This is a genomic window from Sinimarinibacterium flocculans, from assembly GCF_003201205.1.
Lineage (GTDB): Bacteria > Pseudomonadota > Gammaproteobacteria > Nevskiales > Nevskiaceae > Solimonas > Solimonas flocculans.
In genome coordinates, this window is sequence record NZ_QICN01000004.1 from 21,054 (window position 1) to 37,362 (window position 16,309).

Annotated in this window: 14 protein-coding genes; 8 read left to right on the forward strand and 6 right to left on the reverse strand. The window is 66.5% G+C overall.

Features of this window, described 5'->3' with window-relative positions; all coding sequences use genetic code 11:
• Positions 1 to 40 precede the first annotated feature (40 nt).
• From C8D93_RS08860 to C8D93_RS08870, 3 genes are all read left to right on the forward strand, one after another.
• Complete coding sequence (locus C8D93_RS08860) at positions 41 to 850, forward strand: enoyl-CoA hydratase/isomerase family protein (protein ID WP_110264837.1); 810 nt, start codon at positions 41 to 43, stop codon at positions 848 to 850.
• 4 nt (positions 851 to 854) lie between these two features.
• Complete coding sequence (locus tag C8D93_RS08865) at positions 855 to 2,408, forward strand: AMP-binding protein (protein WP_110264838.1); 1,554 nt, start codon at positions 855 to 857, stop codon at positions 2,406 to 2,408.
• Between the two features lie 304 nt (positions 2,409 to 2,712).
• Positions 2,713 to 4,170, forward strand: a complete 1,458-nt coding sequence (locus tag C8D93_RS08870) for a reverse transcriptase domain-containing protein (protein WP_110264839.1) — start codon at positions 2,713 to 2,715, stop codon at positions 4,168 to 4,170.
• Positions 4,171 to 4,280: 110 nt separating this feature from the next.
• On the opposite strand, the gene C8D93_RS08875 is transcribed toward C8D93_RS08870, so the two are convergent.
• The 6 genes from C8D93_RS08875 to C8D93_RS08900 all read right to left on the reverse strand — a co-directional run bounded on the left by C8D93_RS08875 (position 4,281) and on the right by C8D93_RS08900 (position 12,150).
• Complete coding sequence (locus tag C8D93_RS08875) at positions 4,281 to 5,015, reverse strand: SDR family oxidoreductase (RefSeq protein ID WP_110264840.1); 735 nt, start codon at positions 5,013 to 5,015, stop codon at positions 4,281 to 4,283.
• A 170-nt stretch (positions 5,016 to 5,185) separates the two neighbouring features.
• Positions 5,186 to 6,088, reverse strand: a complete 903-nt coding sequence (locus tag C8D93_RS08880) for an acyl-CoA dehydrogenase family protein (RefSeq protein ID WP_110264841.1) — start codon at positions 6,086 to 6,088, stop codon at positions 5,186 to 5,188.
• Positions 6,089 to 6,269: 181 nt separating this feature from the next.
• Complete coding sequence (locus tag C8D93_RS08885; RefSeq protein ID WP_110264842.1) at positions 6,270 to 7,406, reverse strand: acyl-CoA dehydrogenase family protein; 1,137 nt, start codon at positions 7,404 to 7,406, stop codon at positions 6,270 to 6,272.
• 131 nt (positions 7,407 to 7,537) lie between these two features.
• Entirely contained in the window at positions 7,538 to 8,968 is a 1,431-nt protein-coding gene (locus tag C8D93_RS08890; RefSeq protein ID WP_110264843.1) for an NAD-dependent succinate-semialdehyde dehydrogenase, read from the reverse strand.
• Between the two features lie 287 nt (positions 8,969 to 9,255).
• Complete coding sequence (locus tag C8D93_RS08895; protein ID WP_110264844.1) at positions 9,256 to 10,323, reverse strand: AraC family transcriptional regulator; 1,068 nt, start codon at positions 10,321 to 10,323, stop codon at positions 9,256 to 9,258.
• A 144-nt stretch (positions 10,324 to 10,467) separates the two neighbouring features.
• Positions 10,468 to 12,150, reverse strand: coding sequence for an FAD-dependent oxidoreductase (locus C8D93_RS08900; protein ID WP_110264845.1), 1,683 nt, complete (start codon positions 12,148 to 12,150; stop codon positions 10,468 to 10,470).
• 231 nt (positions 12,151 to 12,381) lie between these two features.
• Between C8D93_RS08900 and C8D93_RS08905 the strand changes: the two genes are divergently transcribed.
• The 5 genes from C8D93_RS08905 to C8D93_RS08925 are packed head-to-tail and all read left to right on the forward strand — an operon-like array spanning position 12,382 to position 16,304.
• Positions 12,382 to 12,594, forward strand: coding sequence for a ferredoxin (locus C8D93_RS08905; RefSeq protein WP_110264846.1), 213 nt, complete (start codon positions 12,382 to 12,384; stop codon positions 12,592 to 12,594).
• A gap of 45 nt (positions 12,595 to 12,639) precedes the next feature.
• A complete protein-coding gene (locus C8D93_RS08910; RefSeq protein ID WP_110264847.1) occupies positions 12,640 to 13,455 on the forward strand; it encodes a coniferyl-alcohol dehydrogenase in 816 nt (271 codons plus the stop codon).
• 31 nt (positions 13,456 to 13,486) lie between these two features.
• Entirely contained in the window at positions 13,487 to 14,740 is a 1,254-nt protein-coding gene (locus tag C8D93_RS08915; RefSeq protein ID WP_110264848.1) for a cytochrome P450, read from the forward strand.
• Between the two features lie 2 nt (positions 14,741 to 14,742).
• Positions 14,743 to 15,150, forward strand: a complete 408-nt coding sequence (locus C8D93_RS08920; protein ID WP_110264849.1) for a Zn-ribbon domain-containing OB-fold protein — start codon at positions 14,743 to 14,745, stop codon at positions 15,148 to 15,150.
• Complete coding sequence (locus C8D93_RS08925) at positions 15,147 to 16,304, forward strand: thiolase family protein (protein ID WP_110264850.1); 1,158 nt, start codon at positions 15,147 to 15,149, stop codon at positions 16,302 to 16,304. The genes C8D93_RS08920 and C8D93_RS08925 overlap by 4 nt, the downstream gene beginning before the upstream one ends.
• Positions 16,305 to 16,309: the final 5 nt, after the last annotated feature.

A 16,309-nucleotide genomic window follows, 5' to 3' on the forward strand; every position in this document is an offset into this window, starting at 1 on the left:
ATGTGGGGAGAGGGAGCAAAGGGCTCCGAGGAAGAAGCTGATGTCAGACGAAGCACCCCACCTGCTGGTCGACCAGGACGGCGCGATCCTGATCGCGACGCTGAACCGTCCGGACAAGCTCAACGCGCTCAGCGCCGAGACGATGCGGCTGTTCGAGGAAGCCCTGCACCGCTTCCGCGATTCGCCCGATCTCAAGGTGCTGCTGATCCGCGCCACTGGCCGCTACTTCTGCGCCGGCGCCGACCTGCGCAGCGGCGACGCGCGCCGCCCGGCCGGCCCGCCGTCCGGCTCCGCGATCCGCGAGAATCATCGCCTGGGCCTGCACGGCATGCACCGCATCTACGACGAGATGGAGGCCATCGAAAAGCCCATCGTTGTCGCGCATCACGCCATGTGCATGGGTGGCGGGCTGGAGATCTCGCTGTCCTGCGACTTCCGCCTTGCCGCCAAGAGCGCGAAGTACGCCTTCCCCGAAGGCAAGATGGGCGTGATCCCGGCGTCGAACGGCGTGAGCCGGCTCACGCGGCTGGTTGGCACCCACTGGGCGCGCTACCTGATCATGGCCAACCTGCCGGTCGACGCCGACCGCGCGCTGATGATGGGCCTGGTCCACGAGATCTACCCGGACGACAGCTTCGAGCAGGACACGATGGCCTTCTGCCGTCATCTGGCCGAGCAGAACCTCGAACAGATGGGCACCGCCAAGCTCGCCATCGAACTGGCACGCGACGTGGAGAAGGCGCAGGCGCGCAACATCGAGCGACTGGCCAACAGCGCGCTGATGCTCAACCCGGCCTATCTCGAAGGCATGAAGCGCTACCTCGAAGGCGTCGGCAACAAGAACAAGTAGGCCGATGTCCACCGACGACCTGCACCGGCCGCGCTATGTGCCCGAGCTGCTGGTCGCCGCGCTCGACCAGACGCCCGACCGGCCGCTGCTCGAACTGGATGACGGCAGCGTCCTCAGCGTCGGGGATGTCCGCGACGCCACCGGCCGCTACGTGCAGGCGCTGCAGGCGGAGGGCATCGGCCGCGGCACGCGCGTGGCGCTGCTCTCCGGCACGCGCATCGAGGTGCTGTTCCTCGTCAACGCCGTGCAGCTCACCGCGGCGGTCTACGTGCCGCTGCATCCGCTCGGCAGTCTGGCCGATCACGCCCATGTGCTGGCCGACGCCGGCGTCGACCTGCTGATCTTCGATGCCGCGCGCTGCGCCGAACGGGCTGCGGCGCTCCAGCAGCGCCAACCCGCGCTGCGCCTGCTCGCGCTCGGTGACAGCCCGCTGGCGCCGGACCTCAACGCCTGTGCCGCCAACCATGCGCCGCGCCCGCTGCAGGCGCCCACCGTCGGTCCGCACGACATCCTGCGCCTGGGCTACTCCGGCGGCACCACCGGGCAGCCCAAGCGCATCGCCAGCGTGCAGCGCGTGGGCCTCGCCACCGTGCAGGCGATGATGTCGCAGTGGGAGTGGCCGGCCGCGCCGCGCTTCCTGTCGTGCACGCCGCTGTCGCATGCCGGCGCCGCGATGTTCCTGCCGCTGCTGCTGCGCGGCGGCACCATGCACGTGCTGCCGGCCTTCGAGCCGGTGGCGGTGATGCGGGCCATCCAGACCCACCGCATCAACTGCATCATGCTGGTGCCGACGATGATCTACGCGCTGCTCGATCATCCGCGCTTCAACGCGTTCGACCTGTCGAGCCTGGAAACGGTGTTCTACGGCGCCTCGGCGATTGCTCCGGCGCGGCTCAAGGAAGCCATCGAGCGCATCGGCCCGGTGTTCATGCAGTTCTATGGCCAGGCCGAGGCGCCGATGTGCGTCACCGTGCTGCGCAAGGCCGAGCACGACGTCAACGATCTGCAGCGCCTCGCGAGCTGCGGCCGACCGGCGCCGTGGGTCGAAGTCTCGCTACGCGACGCGAACAACCAGCCGGTGTCGGACGGGGAACCGGGAGAAATCTGCGTGCGCGGCCCGCTGGTCATGGATGGCTACCACGAGCAGCCGGACCTGACCGAACAGGCCTTCGCCGGCGGCTGGCTGCACTCGGGTGACGTGGCCGTGCGCGACCCCGGCGGCTTCCTGCGCATCATCGACCGCACCAAGGACATGATCGTCACCGGCGGATTCAACGTGTATCCGCGCGAGATCGAGGACATCCTCACCCAGCACCCGGCCGTGTCCCAGGCCGCCGTCATCGGCGTGCCGCACCCCAAGTGGGGAGAGGCCGTTGCCGCCATCATCGTCCTGCGCGACGGCATGCACGTCGACGCCCAGACCCTCACCGCGCTGGTCGCCGAGCGCAAGGGCGCCTACCAAGCACCCAAGACCGTCGAGTTCGTCGATGCCATCCCGCAGACCTCCGTCGGCAAGCCGGACAAGAAGGCGCTGCGGGCGCGGTATCCGGGCAATTGAGTAGCCGAGGCGTGTTCGGATGGCGTCCCGAGACAGTCGTGTGAACGAGACGGTCCGAGATCGCCCCCGAAGGGGGCGATCAGCTTTCAATGCACGACATAGCACTCCGACTGCGCTATGTTAAGTACGCCTTGGGCGGCATACGCCATGCGGCGTTAGGGGAACAACTGAATAGGTTGCATCGGCAAGCTGGCCCTGCAGCCCTTGCACGCCAAGTCGCAAGGCTTGGCGCACATGAAAACATAATTTTCGGGTTGCCTCCCTGCCAAGCCGCCCAAGGTCTATCTATCAGCCGAAACCAGCGATGGAAAAGGTATTTAGATCAGAGCTAACGGCAGAGTGCCACAAGCACATTCGTCGCCACGAAGATTACCTTCGTGATCTCGAGTTCGATGCGGTTCGAATTGAGAAGCGTACCGGTGTCGCGCCAATCAAGCGAGTGCAGCGTCCGGGGTACTGGTCTATCCACCGAAACTTCGATCCCTATAGAACCCGCTCTGAGAGACGTGTGGCGTCGCTTTCGTATGGCCTTGCAAGGCGATTCTTGGCAGCTACATATGATCCAGCACCGGCACTGATTTACACGGTCCCTAAGGCTAGCGGTGGTGAACGACATACCAACGTCTTCCAAATACCTGATGCGGTAGTCTCACGCTTCGTCTACAGCTCCTTGGTGCGCAAGAATAGGCACCGCATGAGTGGCTATTCGTATGCGTACCGTAGCGATATTGGCTCCCATGAAGCTGTAGTCAACATTCAGAACGACTTTATAGATCGTGCTCGGGTTTATGCAGCAGAATACGACTTTTCAGCGTTCTTCGACAACATCAGGCATGATTTCCTATGGAAGATGTTGGATCGTGGTGGCTTTCAGGTAACGAATCAAGAGCTGCACATCTTGGAGCGATTTGCTGAATGTCCGGCAATTGCGCTTGATCGCTATTTGACAGACAAGCCACCAAAGCGAGCCCGAGGTATTCCTCAGGGCACTTCTGTGTCGCTGTTTCTTGCCAATGCGGCGTGTTGGGGACTCGATCGCGCTCTTGAAAGGACCGGGGTTGGCTTCGCACGCTACGCTGACGATACCGTTATTTGGAGTGAAGACTACGCACGGATTGTCGATGCTTACGAGGTACTCAAAGCGTTCTCGATGGAGAGCGGAGTACCAATAAATGACGCCAAATCTGAAGGCATAAATTTGATAACTGACCTCCCCGGAGGCGGTGAGATTCGTAGTAAATCTAACGTTGTTTTTCTCGGGTACTCAATATCTACATCGAAGGTGAGCATAAGTCAGAAGCACCTTTCTCGGATAAAAAGAAATATCTCGAAGTTGATCTACTGCAATCTTCTTCAGGCGCCTCGCAAGGGCCTGTGCGTTGGGGGTCGTTATTCGCCAATTGACTGGGACTATTTGGTGTGTATTGCGCAGATCCGTAGGTATCTTTACGGTGGCTTAAGAACTATTGATCTTCTTAACTACACACGAGGCGTGACGACGTCCCTACGTTTTCGGGGATTGATGTCCTACTATCCTATAGTTTCGGATATTGATCAGTTGAGGGGCATGGATGGATGGCTGCTTCACTGCCTTAAGCGAGCCCTGTCGAAGCGCCAACGCCTTGTTGCAGCGATCGGAGGGCCATCCACGCTGCCAGGACCTAGGCCTGACTGGATTCAAAGCATAGAGAAGCTTCGAACTGAGTCGGTTGGCTCGCTCACACTTGACTATCGTCTTCCGAGCTTTTCACTGATCCTCTAAGTTCTCAAGAGAGCGTTGCAAACTGAGGGATCGTCACTTTTCTCGGGAAGCGGCTCCTCCTATTCGTCGGGGTTCTAGTCCGAGAATCATGCAATGGAGAGCGCAGTCGCCTAACCGTGTCTCGCTGCTAGCGACACGTGAATCGCGTGCAGGTCGGGCGGCAAATCGACCAGCGCCCGGAAGGCATCAGTTACGGACGTGAACTGCGACAGCGGCCGCTCGCGCAGGTTGATGCCAGCGTCCATCGCCGCCTTGCCGAAGGCCATGCGTGCCTCGGGCGGGACGTCCCAGGTCTTGCCTTCTTCGTACATCTGACCGGCGCGCACGCTGGTGACGCGGATGCCGGCGGATTCTAGTTCGTGGTGCAGGCCTTCAGAGAAGCGTTCCAGTCCGGCCTTGCTGCTCTGGTAGACGACCAGATGCGGGAAGCGCATGCCGACCGATTCGCTGCTCACGTTGAAGATGTGGCTGCCGCGGCGCATCAGCGAGATGGCTTCGCGGGCGCAGAGCATCGCGCCGACGAGGTTGGTCATGATGGTGTTGACGATCTGCGCGTCGCTGGCGTCGGCGACGAGGAAGGGTTCGAACACGGCGGCGTTGTTGATGAGCACGTCGATGTGCCCATGCTTACTCTTGATGGCGGCGAAGACCTGCTTCACCGAGTCCGGCGAGGCGACGTCGCAGCCGACGGCGATGGCGCGCTCGCCGAGTTCCTGGGCCACGGCCTCGACCTTCGATTCGGTGCGGCCGAGCAGGACGACCTGATCGCCGTCGTTGACGAAGCGGCGCGCCAGGGCGCGGCCGAGGCCGACGCCGGCGCCGGTGATGACGATGACTTTGGACATGGGGTTCTCCGGTTCTAGGCTGTGACTCGTCTTGCGCTTCACTTCCTTCTCCCCGCTTGCGGGGAGAAGGTGCCCGCAGGGCGGATGAGGGGCTGTTTGTCGCGCTTGCGCCTGCGGCGCGGCCCCTCACCCCGACCCTCTCCCCGCAGGCGGGGAGAGGGAGGTATCTGTTAGGCGAAACAGTGCTGCGCCACGGCCACGGACTGGCCGCCGCGCCCGCCCAGCTCGGACATCAGGGCCTTGAGCCGGTAGGTCCACAGGTGCAGCGGATGTTCGAGCGTCATGCCCATGGCGCCGAGCATCTGGTGCAGGTCGTAGACGATGCGGGTGGCACTGTCTTGCGCATGCAGCGCGGCGAGGGCGGCGTCGCCGTCGTCGGCGGTCGCAGCGGCCTGCAGCGCCAGCCAGCGCACGCCACCGGACAGCACGGCGCATTCGGCCATGCGGTGGCGCAGCGCCTGGAAAGCACCGAGCGGGCGGCCGAACTGCTTGCGCACGGACAGGTGCTCGACGGCGGAGGCGATCGCGGCCTGGATCAGGCCGGTGGCCTCGTTGGCCAGCGCCACGCGAATCCACTTGCGGACGGTGGCGGCGTCCTCTGCCGAGAGCTTTGTGGCCTTCGGTTGACGTTTGAGCCGGCCCATCGGGTAGGCGAACAGGGAGTCCACGGGTTCGACGTCGTCCGGCGTGACCTGCGCGAGGCTGATGTCGTCGCCGTCGATCAGGATCAGCGTCCTGGCGGTGGCGACGAAGCGGCCCGGACGGCCGTTCTCGACGACCGCCAGCGGACGCGGCCAGTCGCCGGGCAGGTGCGGGCGCACCAGCATCGACAGGGCGATGTCGGCGGTGTACGGCAGCCAGGCGAGCCGCTCGACCGCCATCGCTGCGGTCAGTGCGCCCATCTCGGGAATCTGCGCGATGTCGAAGTACTCGCCTTCGGTCAGCTCGCGTTCGAGATCGGAACCCACGAGTGCGAAGCCGTGGAAGTCGATCGGCTTGGATTCGAACGGGGCGACCAGACGGTCGAGCGCGCCGAGCAGCGCCGACTGATCGGAGGTCAGGGTGAAGTCCATAGTGAGCGGCGTCGGTCGTGTGCTGAGAACTCCCTCTCCCGCGTGCGGGAGAGGGCGGGGGAGAGGGCGCCGGCGCAGCCGGTGGTGTTCCGCGCTGCGCGCGGCCCTCTCCCGCCCCTTCGGGGCACCCTCTCCCGCACGCGGGCGAGGGAAGATTCCGGTTTGTGTGCGTCCCAAGCCATCAGCGCGGCTCCCTCGGCAACTGCAGCAGTTCCGTTGCGATCAGGTTGAGCTGAATCTCGGCGGCGCCGGAGGCGATGCCGGCAACGATGGCGCGCTGGTGATGCGCGAGCAGCAGCGGGTCGCCGCCGGCCAGTGCATCCGGGCAGTGCTCGACGACGAACTCGCCGACGAGTCGCTCGGCCATCACGGTGGCGTAGCGCGCGGCGCTGGCCTCGGGGCCGGTGGGCGTGCCGTGACGGCGCTGGTCGACGATCTGGTAGCTGTACAGGCGCGCGGCCTCGCAGGCGGCGAGGGCGCGTGCCGACTGTTCGACCGCACCGTGACCATAGCGATCTGCTTTCTTCAGTGCGGCGACGGCGCGGCGCAGCATGCGCGCGGCCAGCGCGAAGCGCGGAATGCCCACGCGCTCCAGCGACAGCGCGTTGCGGGCGATCTCCCAGGCCTGGCCTTCGGCGCCGAGCAGGGCGTCGGCGGGGACGAACACATCGTCGAAGAACACTTCGTGGATGTCGCCCTCACCGATCACGCTGGGAATCTGGCGCACGGTGATGCCGGCGGTGTCCATCGGCACCAGGAACACGGACATGCCGGTCTTGCCGATGCCGGTGCGGGCGAGCAGGAAGCAGGTGTCGGCGTGGCCGGCGTACGAGGTCCAGATCTTCTGGCCGTTGAGGCGGTAGCCGCCGTCGCAGCGCTCGGCGCGCGTGCGCAGCGAGGCGAGATCGGAGCCGGCCTCGGGCTCGGAGAAGCCCTGGCACCAGATGGTCTCGCCGCGCGCGATCGGCGGGATGTAGCGGTCCTGCTGCGCCTCGGTGCCGAAGCGCATCAGCGTCGGCCCGATCCAGTTCACGTTCATGTACTGGCCGCCGCGCGGTTCGCCGGCCATCCACATTTCCTCGGCGAGGATGAAGGACGTCCAGGCATCGGCGTCTCGACCGCCCCAGCGCTTGGGCCAGTGCGGCACCAGCAGGCCGGCCTTGGCTAGCGCGCCGCAGAAGGTCTTGGAGAACGCGCTCTGCGATTCGGAGCCCGGTCCATGGGCCAGCGACTCCCAGTCCGCGGGGAGGTTCTCGGCGAGGAAGCTGCGCACGGTGTCGCGGAAGGCGCGCTGCTCGGCGTCCCACTGAAAGTCCACTTAGCGCCCCAGGCAAACGGCCGAAGGCCGGCCGATGCTCCTCGCCCGCACAGCGGGAGAGGGGAGGACCATCCGCAGAGCGGATGGTGGGGAGAGGGCGGGGTCGCGCCGGCGACCCTGCCCGCTGATGCTCACAATCCCAGGCACAGGTACTTGATCTCCAGGTAGTCGTCGATGCCGTACTTCGAGCCTTCGCGGCCGAGTCCGGAGGCCTTCACGCCGCCGAACGGCGCGATCTCGGTCGAGATCAGGCCGGTGTTGACGCCGACGATGCCAGCCTCGATGCGCTCGGCGACGCGCCAGATGCGGCCGATGTCGCGGGCATAGAAGTAGGCGGCGAGGCCGAACGGCGTGGCGTTGGCCTGCGCGATGACGTCGTCCTCGGTCTCGAAGCGGAACACCGGTGCCAGCGGACCGAAGGTTTCTTCGCGTGCGACCTGCATCCGGGCGGTGACGCCGGCGATGACGGTCGGCTCGAAGAAGCGTCCGCCGCGCGCATGCGCCTTGCCGCCGACGACGATGCGTGCGCCGTGGGCCGTCGCGTCGTCGATGTGCTCGCGCACCTTGGCGAGCGCGCGCTCGTCGATCAGCGGGCCGATCTCCGTACCGGTCTCGGTGCCGGCACCGACCTTGAGCGCCTTGGTGGCCGCCGACAGGCGCTCGACGAAGGCGTCGTGGATGCCGGCCTGCGCGTAAATGCGGTTGGCGCACACGCAGGTCTGGCCGGCGTTGCGGAACTTGGACTGCATCGCCCCGGCGACGGCGGCGTCGAGATCGGCATCGTCGAAGACGATGAACGGCGCGTTGCCGCCGAGTTCGAGGCTGAGCTTCTTGATCGTCGGCGCGCTCTGCGCGTAAAGCTGCGCGCCGATCTCGGTCGAGCCGGTGAACGAGATCTTGCGCACCTTGTCGCTGGCGGTCAGCACGTCGCCGATCTCGCCGGCGCTGCCGGTGACGACATTCAGCAGGCCGTCCGGCACACCAGCTTCCTGCGCGAGCAGGCCAAGGGCCAACGCGGTGAACGGCGTCTGCGACGCCGGCTTGACGACGACACCACAGCCGGCGGCCAGTGCGGGGCCGATCTTGCGCGTGATCATCGCCGCCGGGAAGTTCCACGGCGTGATCGCGGCGACGACGCCGATCGGCTGCTTGAGCACGACGATGCGCTTGTCCGGCGCGTGCGCGGGAATCGTGTCGCCGTAGACGCGCTTGGCTTCCTCGGCGAACCATTCGATGAAGCTCGCGGCGTAGGCGATCTCGCCACGCGCCTCGGCGAGTGGCTTGCCCTGTTCGAGCGTCAGCAGCGTGGCGAGTTCGTCCTGGTGGGACATGATCCGCTCGAAGTAGCGCCGCAGGATCGTGCTGCGTTCCTTGGCCGTGCGCGCGGCCCACGGACCCATCGCCGTTTCGGCGGCGTCGATCGCCCGCAGCGTCTCGTCGCGGCCGAGGCGCGGCACGCGGCCGATGACGGTGCCGGTGGCCGGGTCGTCGACGTCGATCCAGCGTTCGCCGGCCACCCATTCGCCTCCGATCAGGCAGGCCTCTCGCTTGAGACGGGTCATCGACAGCAGCGCTTGAGGTCAAGTGTGAAGCGATCTTATCGGCAGGCCTGAGAGCCGCCGCCGCCCATTGCAGGCGCAGGCACATGACCCATCACCGACAGACCAAGGCTTGAGGAGACCTCACGCGCTCCGTCGGTGCGGGCCGAGTGCGGGACGCGGAGCGTGGGGTGTATCGAGGTTCTTGCTTCGGGGCCAAGCGCCCGCCGTTCGATACGACCGTGCGGCCACTCAGGGCAAGTTTGGATACACCCGCGTTGCGGGCTACTCGACGCGGACGGTTTGGGGTACTACGCGGCCTCGCGCAGATCGAGCTGACGCCGATAACGCTGCGGCGTCGATCCGGTCCAGCGCTTGAACGCGCGTCCGAAACTCGACTGCTCGGAGTAGCCGAGCATCGCGGCCACGTCGTCCAGCGTCATGTCGCCCTGTTCGAGATAGCTCTTCGCCAGCTCGACGCGGTGGCGCTCGAGAATGTCGGAGAAACGCAGACCCTTGTCGCTGAGCGTGGCTTGCAGGGTACGCACGGAGCTGCCGAGCTTGCGTGCGCATTGCTCGATGGAGCAGGTGCCCGACGACAGCGCGCCGCGCACGTAGTCCTCCACGCGCTCGACGATGCTGCGGCGCGACGCGGCGCGCACGCGCTCCAGGTAGCCGCCGAGCAGGCGGAACAGCAGGCGGTTGGCGCTGGCCAGCGGGTGGTCCAGCGTCGCCGCCGGGAAGGCGATGACGTTGGTCGGCGAGCGGCCGCGGAAGCGGCAGCCGAAGCGGCTCTCGACTTCGGCGAGATCCTTCTGGCGCACGTCCACGGTCAGGTTGACGTAGCTGGGGCGGAAGTTCGGTCCGGCGAGCTGGCGCAGCAGCTTGAGGTTCATCAGCGCGCCCTTGTACTGCGCCTGATCGGTCTGGCCCAGGTCGGTGTGCACGTGCCAGCGCAGTTCCGCGATCTCGCGGCCCTCCTCGATGTCCAGCGTCACCAGCGGGCAGTGGGCGACCGGGATGAAGGTCGCATAGCACTGCAGCGCCTCGCGAAAGCTCGACGCGGAGCGGCACAGCGTCGCCACCGAGCCGAACACGTCCGGGTCCTGGAAATGTGCGAGGCGCAGTCCGAACAGGGAGTCGTTGAAGGCGAGGCTGCAGTCCTCGAACAGCTCGACGATCGCCTTGCTGTCGACGTAGGAATCGGGATCGCGCATCGCGCGCGGGTCGATGTCGTGGCGTTCCAGCATCCGGCGCGGATCGCCGCCCAGGTTGCGGACCAGGTCGCCGAAGCCGGTCAGATTGCCGGCGCGCACCTGGCGTTCGACCGGCATCGTGTCGAGTGGGCCGTCAAGGCTGAAGAAATACCCATCGCTCATCGCTTGCGTCCTCCGCGCCGTCTGCAGCCTTGTGCAGCGGGTGTCACCTGGGGTCGTAGCGGGCACAGACAGAACCGGCCGTGCCATTGCTCCTCGGGACAAGAATATCGCGCTTCCGCGATAAATAATCAACAGTGGTGTTGTTTATTCATGGGTTAGTGCATGCTGCGCTGCGACATAGGCCCAGGTCAGCGCTGGGCCGATGCTGCCGCCGGGGCCGGGTTCGGCATGCCCCATCACCGAGGCGGCGCTGGTGCCGGTGGCATACAGGCCGTCGATCGCCGAGCCGTCTTCGCGCAGCACGCGCGCATGGGAGTCGGTGAGCAGGCCGCCATAGGTGCCGACATCGCCGGGGTAGAGCGCCACGGCGTAGAACGGACCCTGCTCGATCCTGCCGAGCGTGTTCGACGGGGTATCGGGCGAGGCGCTCAGCGGATCGCCGACCCAGCGGTCGTAGGCGGAATCTCCGCGGCCGAAGTCCTCGTCGCGGCCCCGGTCGACGAAACCGTTGTAGCGCTCGATCGTCTCGCGCAGGCGTGCGCCGTCGATCTCGCAGGCGGCGGCCAGCGCCTCGATCGTGTCGCCGCTGCACAGGAACTTCGCATCGAGCCAGGCCTGCGGCTTCTTCCTGCCGGGCATCGTGCCGGCGAGCATGTATTTGGCGAGATACTGGCTGTCGCAGATCATCCAGCTCGGCACGGCAGTGTCACGGCGTTCGAGCATGCGCTCGCTGAACTCCGGGTGTGAGCTCGATTCGCGCGCGAAGCGCACGCCGGTCCGGTCGACGACGATCGCGTGCGGCTTGCAGATGTCGTTCTGCATCGCCGCCTTGACCTTCATCTGTTCGCTGCCGGGCGGCCAGGCGATCTGCATGCCGATGCGTTCCGACATCTGCACGGTGGCGCCGCCGATGCGCTGCGCGGCCGCGATCACCTCGCCGGTGTCGGCCTCGATGGTGCTGGACCATTGCGCCGAGGTGCCGGGGATATGGCGGTCGAGCATCTGCTGGTTGCGCGCGAAGCCGCCGGCGCTGAGCAGCACGCCCAGCGCGGCCTCGAGGCGCTGCGGCTTGCCGTCGATCTGCGCGACCACGCCGCGGACACGGCCATCGTCGACGATCAGTTCCGAGACCGCTGTGTCGAGGCGGATGTCGACGCCGGCCTTCAGCGCGGCGTGCAGCAGCTGGCCTTGCAGGGCCTCGCCGGCGGTGCGACGGGCGCGGCCGGTGAACTTGTCTGCAATCGCACGGCCCAGCACCCGCAGCAGCACCTTCTTCGCCGCGCCGCTGCGCTTGATCAGCGGCAGCTGCATCGCCTCGTCGAGATGCGCCGGCAAGGGGACGAATCCGGGCCGCAGCTTCGCGCGCCACTCGCCGAGCTGCCTGACGTCGAACAGCTCGGAGACGACGGCCCGGCCCGGCACCGAGGCACCCGGCGCGTCGTAGTAGTCCGGCCACGACGGAATGCGCCGCAGCTTCAGGCCCTGCGCGACGAGAAAGTCGAGCATTCGCGGTGCCTGCTCGACGAAGGTCCGGCGGCGCTCGCGACTGGCGGCCGGCATGTCCGCGCGGTCGCCGACGACGGCGTCGAGATAGGCCATCGCCTGTGCGGCGCTGTCGTCGATGCCGGCGTCCTGCATGAACCGGTTGGCCGGAATCCACATCACGCCGCCGGACAGCGCCGTGGTGCCGCCGACCAGGCCGGTCTTCTCCAGGACTACGACACGCTTGCCGGCCGCGCGCAGCGCCAGCGCCGCGCACATCGAACCGGCGCCGCTGCCGACGATGACGAAGTCGAACGCGTGGCTCACGGAACCGTTGCCGTCCATCGCAGGCTCTCTCCAGATCGCAGGGGTGAGGTCGGCGCACGGGCGCCGGACGTTCTCTTGATGATAAACAGCATTGTTGATTGATGGACTGGGGCGGTCAAGCGCTCCGAAACGGGGTCCGCCGTGAACCGCAAATAAACAGCACTGTTGTATGTTAACGGGGTTTGTGAGATAAAGCCGGCGACACCGGCCGACCGCCGTCAGCGGCCGTGCCGGCATCTGGAGTGGACCATGAAAATCCGAATCGAGAAGGCGTCCTGCGTGGGCAATGCCCGCTGCGCAGCGGTCGCGCCGCAGCTGTTTCCGCTGGATGACGACGGCTATATCGCGGTCAGCGAGATCGACGTGCCGCCGGGCCAGGAACAGCTTGCCCGGCGCGGCGCCCGTGCCTGCCCCGAGCGGATCATCGTCGTCGAGGAAGATGCCCCGGACGGCACGCCGTAGCCGTCGTCATCACAACGGACAAGACCCGCAGCAGGAGACTCGGTAATGGACTTTTTGGGATACAGGAACAAGCGCGTCATCGTCAGCGGCTGCTTCTCGGGCATGGGCGAGGCCACCGCGCGCCAGCTGCTGGAGCAGGGCGCCGAGGTGCACGGGCTCGACTACAAGCAGACCGGCCTGAAGCTGGCGTCGTTCACCCAGGTGGACCTGCGTGATCCGGCGGCCATCGATGCCGCGGTCGCCGGCATCGGCGGCAAGGTGGATGCGCTGTTCAACTGCGCCGGCCTGCCGCAAACCGCGCCGCCGCTGGACGTGATGAAGGTGAATTACTGCGGCACGCGTCGCGTCACCGAGCAGGTGGCGAAGCTGATGGGCGAGGGCGGCGCGATCGTCAGCATCTCGTCGAACGGCGGCATGGGTTTTTCGCGGCGCATCCCGACGATCATGCAGCTGCTGCAGGTGCCGGACTACGCCGCACAGGTGAAGTGGTGCGAGGACAATGCCGACACCGTGCGCGAGGGCTATGCGTTCTCCAAGGAGTGCATCATCGTCTGGACGATGCTGATGTCGAACCAGCTCATCAAGAAGGGCATCCGCATCAACTGCACGATGCCGGGGCCGACGCAGACGCCGATGATGAGTCACTTCGAGCAGGCGACGAAGGCCTCGGTGCTGGAAGCCGCGATGCAGCCGATCAACCGTCGCTCGACGCCGGACGAGCAGGCCGGTCCGCTGCTGTTCCTCAACAGTGCGGCGGCGAGCTACGTCAACGGTGTGGCGATGGCGGTCGACGGCGGCTTCATGGGCGGTATCGCCACCGGCCAGATCGACCCGCGCAGCCTGATGGCGAACGCCTCCTGATCCGTTCCTCCTTCCAGCGGAAGTTCTCCCGATGACCCAAGCCAGACCCCTGAGCCCCGCCGTTGCCCGGCCGGCGCACGTGACCGATGCGGTCACCTACGATTTCGACATGTTCGCCGACGAGGCGTACGTGAAGAATCCGCACGACCGCATCCTCGATCTGCACAAGAACGCACCGCCGGTGTTCTGGACGCCGCGCAACGGCGGTCACTGGATGCTGCTGTCGCACAAGGCGAACTTCGACGCCTCGCGCGACGTGGAGACGTTCTCGAGCGAGGTGATTCCGCAGGCCCAGGTGCAGGCGATGCTGGCGCAGCGTCCGCCGGGTTCTCCGCACTTCCCGCAGCCGTGGCCGATCAACATCGACCCGCCGTTGCACACGATGCATCGTGCGCCGCTGCAGAAGGCCTTCTCGCCCAAGGCGATCATGGCGCTGAAGGACAGCATCCGCGAACTTGCCGGCGAACTGATCGATGCGATGAAGCCGGCCGGCACGGCGGAATTCGTCTCGGCGGTCGCCGAGCCGCTGCCGGTGCAGGTGTTTCTGAAGATGTTCGGCCTGCCGGTCGAGCGTCAGCAGGAATACCGCCAGGTGGTCAAGGAGCACATGGAGAGCATCTCGGTCTCCGACCCGCGGGCGGTGATGATGCGCATGCTCAAGATCACCGCGATCATGCGCGACACGCTGCTGGACCGGAAGGAGAATCCGAAGGACGACATCATCAGCATGCTCTGGCAGACCGAAATCGACGGCAAGCCGATGGGCATGGACGAGATGGAGAACTTCTGCGTGGTGCTGTTCGCCGCCGGACTCGACACCGTCGTCAACGGCATTTCGCTCGGCGCACGTCACCTGGCCGATCATCCGGAGCTGCAGCGGGAGCTGCGCGCCGACCCGACGCTGATCTCGGCGGCCACCGAGGAGATGCTGCGTCGCTACACCTTCACCGTGCCGCCGCGTCGCGTGAACAAGGACACCGAGTTCCACGGCGTGACGATGAAGGCCGGCGACAAGGTCATGCTGTTCCTGCCGGGCGCCGACCTCGACTCCAGGGAATACGCCAACCCCGAGCAGTACCAGCTCAAGCGCGAGACCGTGCACATCGCCTTCGGCGCCGGCCCGCACCGCTGCCTCGGCTCCCATCTTGCGCGTGTCGAACTCAACGTCGTCTACGAGGAGATGCTTGCGCGCCTGCCCGAGTTCCGCCTCGCCAGCGACAAGGAAGTTCGCTATCACGGCGGCCATGTCGTGGGGCCGGACGAACTCTGGCTGAGCTGGAACTGAGCATGGCGGCAGCCCGCCCCCTACCCAGACTCGACAACGACAACCGCTTCTTCTGGACCGGCGGTGCCGACGGCCGCCTGCGTCTCCTGCAATGCCAGGACTGCAGGACCTTCGTGCATCCGCCGCGTCCGGTATGCCGGAACTGCCTGTCCGAGCGGGTCGAGCCGACCGAGGTCGCGGGCACGGGCGTCGTCGACACGTTCACGGTCAATCACCAGAAGTTCCATCCGGCAATGGAGGTGCCGTACGTGATCGCACGCGTCGCCATCGACGGCGCGCCGGGCGTGATCCTGACGACCAACATCGTCGGCTGCCCGGTGGACAGCGTCGTCATCGGTGACCGGGTGCGGGCGAGGTTCGAGCAGCACGACGATGTCTGGCTGCCGCTGTTCGAGAAGATTGCGGCATGAAGGGGCAGGCCTACATCACGGGTGTCGGCATGTCGGAGGTCGCCGTCCGGCAGACGCGGCACCCGCTGCTGCTGACGCTCGATGCCGTGCGCGAGGCACTGGACGAGGCGGGGCTGACCATCGGCCAGATCGACGGCGTCTCCACATACCCGGGGCGCATGCCGGCCTACCTGGGTTTTTCACCGGTCGGCGCGGACGAGCTGATCGATGCCCTCGGCATCCGCGCGCGCTGGTACGCGGGCGGCGGCGAGATCAGCTCGCAGCTCGGCGCTGTCGTTGCCGCAGCGACCGCGGTGCGTGCCGGACTCGCGCGGCACGTGATCTGCTTTCGCACGGTCTACGAGGCCGCGGCGATGGCGCGGCCGGACGAGTATCCGCCGCTGCGCCGCGACCGCGTGGACGGCGCCTCGCAGTGGACCGCCCCTTTCGGGGCGATCTCGGCGGCGAACTGGACGGCGCAGTACGCGATGCGTCACGTCAGCAAGTACGGGCTGACGCGCGAACAGCTGGCCCAGGTCGCACTGACCGACCGCGCGCACGCGGCGCTGAATCCGCGTGCGCTGGTGCGCGAGCCGCTGACGATGGAGCAGTACCTGTCGGCGCGCATGATCTCCACGCCGCTGTGCCTCTACGATTGCGACCGCTTCACCGACGCCTCGACCGTGCTGATCGTATCAAGCGGCGATGCGCTCGATGAGGTCCGTTGCACGCCGGTGCGCATCGCCGCGATGGCCGGCAGCGTCGAGCGCCACAGCTGGGACCAGGCCGAGTGGATGGCCTGCTATCCGACCGGTGCCGAGCTGTGGAAGCACACGGACTACACGCCGGCCGACGTCGATACCGTGCAGCTCTACGACGGTTTCGCGTTCTACCCGATCACCTGGCTCGAGGCGCTGGGCTTCTGCGGCGTCGGCGAGGGCGGGCGTTTCATCGAGGGCGGCAAGCGCATCGCGCTCGACGGCGAGTTGCCGCTGAACACCTTCGGCGGCCAGATCGGCGCCGGGCGCCTGCATGGTTTCGGCTTCGCGCACGAATCCGTCGTGCAACTGCGCGGCAAGGGCGGCGAGCGGCAGATTCCCGGCGACCCGAAAGTCGCTGTCGCGACCTCCGGCGGCGGTCCGCTGGCCACCGCGTTGCTGCTGGCCCGGGATTGATTCCC

Excerpts from the sequence above, each read along its gene's own strand:
- C8D93_RS08860 (WP_110264837.1), top strand. The coding sequence starts at position 41 with ATGTCAGACGAAGCACCCCACCTGCTGGTCGACCAGGACGGCGCGATC.
- C8D93_RS08865 (WP_110264838.1), top strand. The coding sequence starts at position 855 with ATGTCCACCGACGACCTGCACCGGCCGCGCTATGTGCCCGAGCTGCTG.
- C8D93_RS08870 (WP_110264839.1), top strand. The coding sequence starts at position 2,713 with ATGGAAAAGGTATTTAGATCAGAGCTAACGGCAGAGTGCCACAAGCAC.
- C8D93_RS08875 (WP_110264840.1), bottom strand. The coding sequence starts at position 5,015 with ATGTCCAAAGTCATCGTCATCACCGGCGCCGGCGTCGGCCTCGGCCGC.
- C8D93_RS08880 (WP_110264841.1), bottom strand. The coding sequence starts at position 6,088 with ATGGACTTCACCCTGACCTCCGATCAGTCGGCGCTGCTCGGCGCGCTC.
- C8D93_RS08890 (WP_110264843.1), bottom strand. The coding sequence starts at position 8,968 with ATGACCCGTCTCAAGCGAGAGGCCTGCCTGATCGGAGGCGAATGGGTG.
- C8D93_RS08895 (WP_110264844.1), bottom strand. The coding sequence starts at position 10,323 with ATGAGCGATGGGTATTTCTTCAGCCTTGACGGCCCACTCGACACGATG.
- C8D93_RS08900 (WP_110264845.1), bottom strand. The coding sequence starts at position 12,150 with ATGGACGGCAACGGTTCCGTGAGCCACGCGTTCGACTTCGTCATCGTC.
- C8D93_RS08905 (WP_110264846.1), top strand. The coding sequence starts at position 12,382 with ATGAAAATCCGAATCGAGAAGGCGTCCTGCGTGGGCAATGCCCGCTGC.
- C8D93_RS08910 (WP_110264847.1), top strand. The coding sequence starts at position 12,640 with ATGGACTTTTTGGGATACAGGAACAAGCGCGTCATCGTCAGCGGCTGC.
- C8D93_RS08915 (WP_110264848.1), top strand. The coding sequence starts at position 13,487 with ATGACCCAAGCCAGACCCCTGAGCCCCGCCGTTGCCCGGCCGGCGCAC.
- C8D93_RS08920 (WP_110264849.1), top strand. The coding sequence starts at position 14,743 with ATGGCGGCAGCCCGCCCCCTACCCAGACTCGACAACGACAACCGCTTC.
- C8D93_RS08925 (WP_110264850.1), top strand. The coding sequence starts at position 15,147 with ATGAAGGGGCAGGCCTACATCACGGGTGTCGGCATGTCGGAGGTCGCC.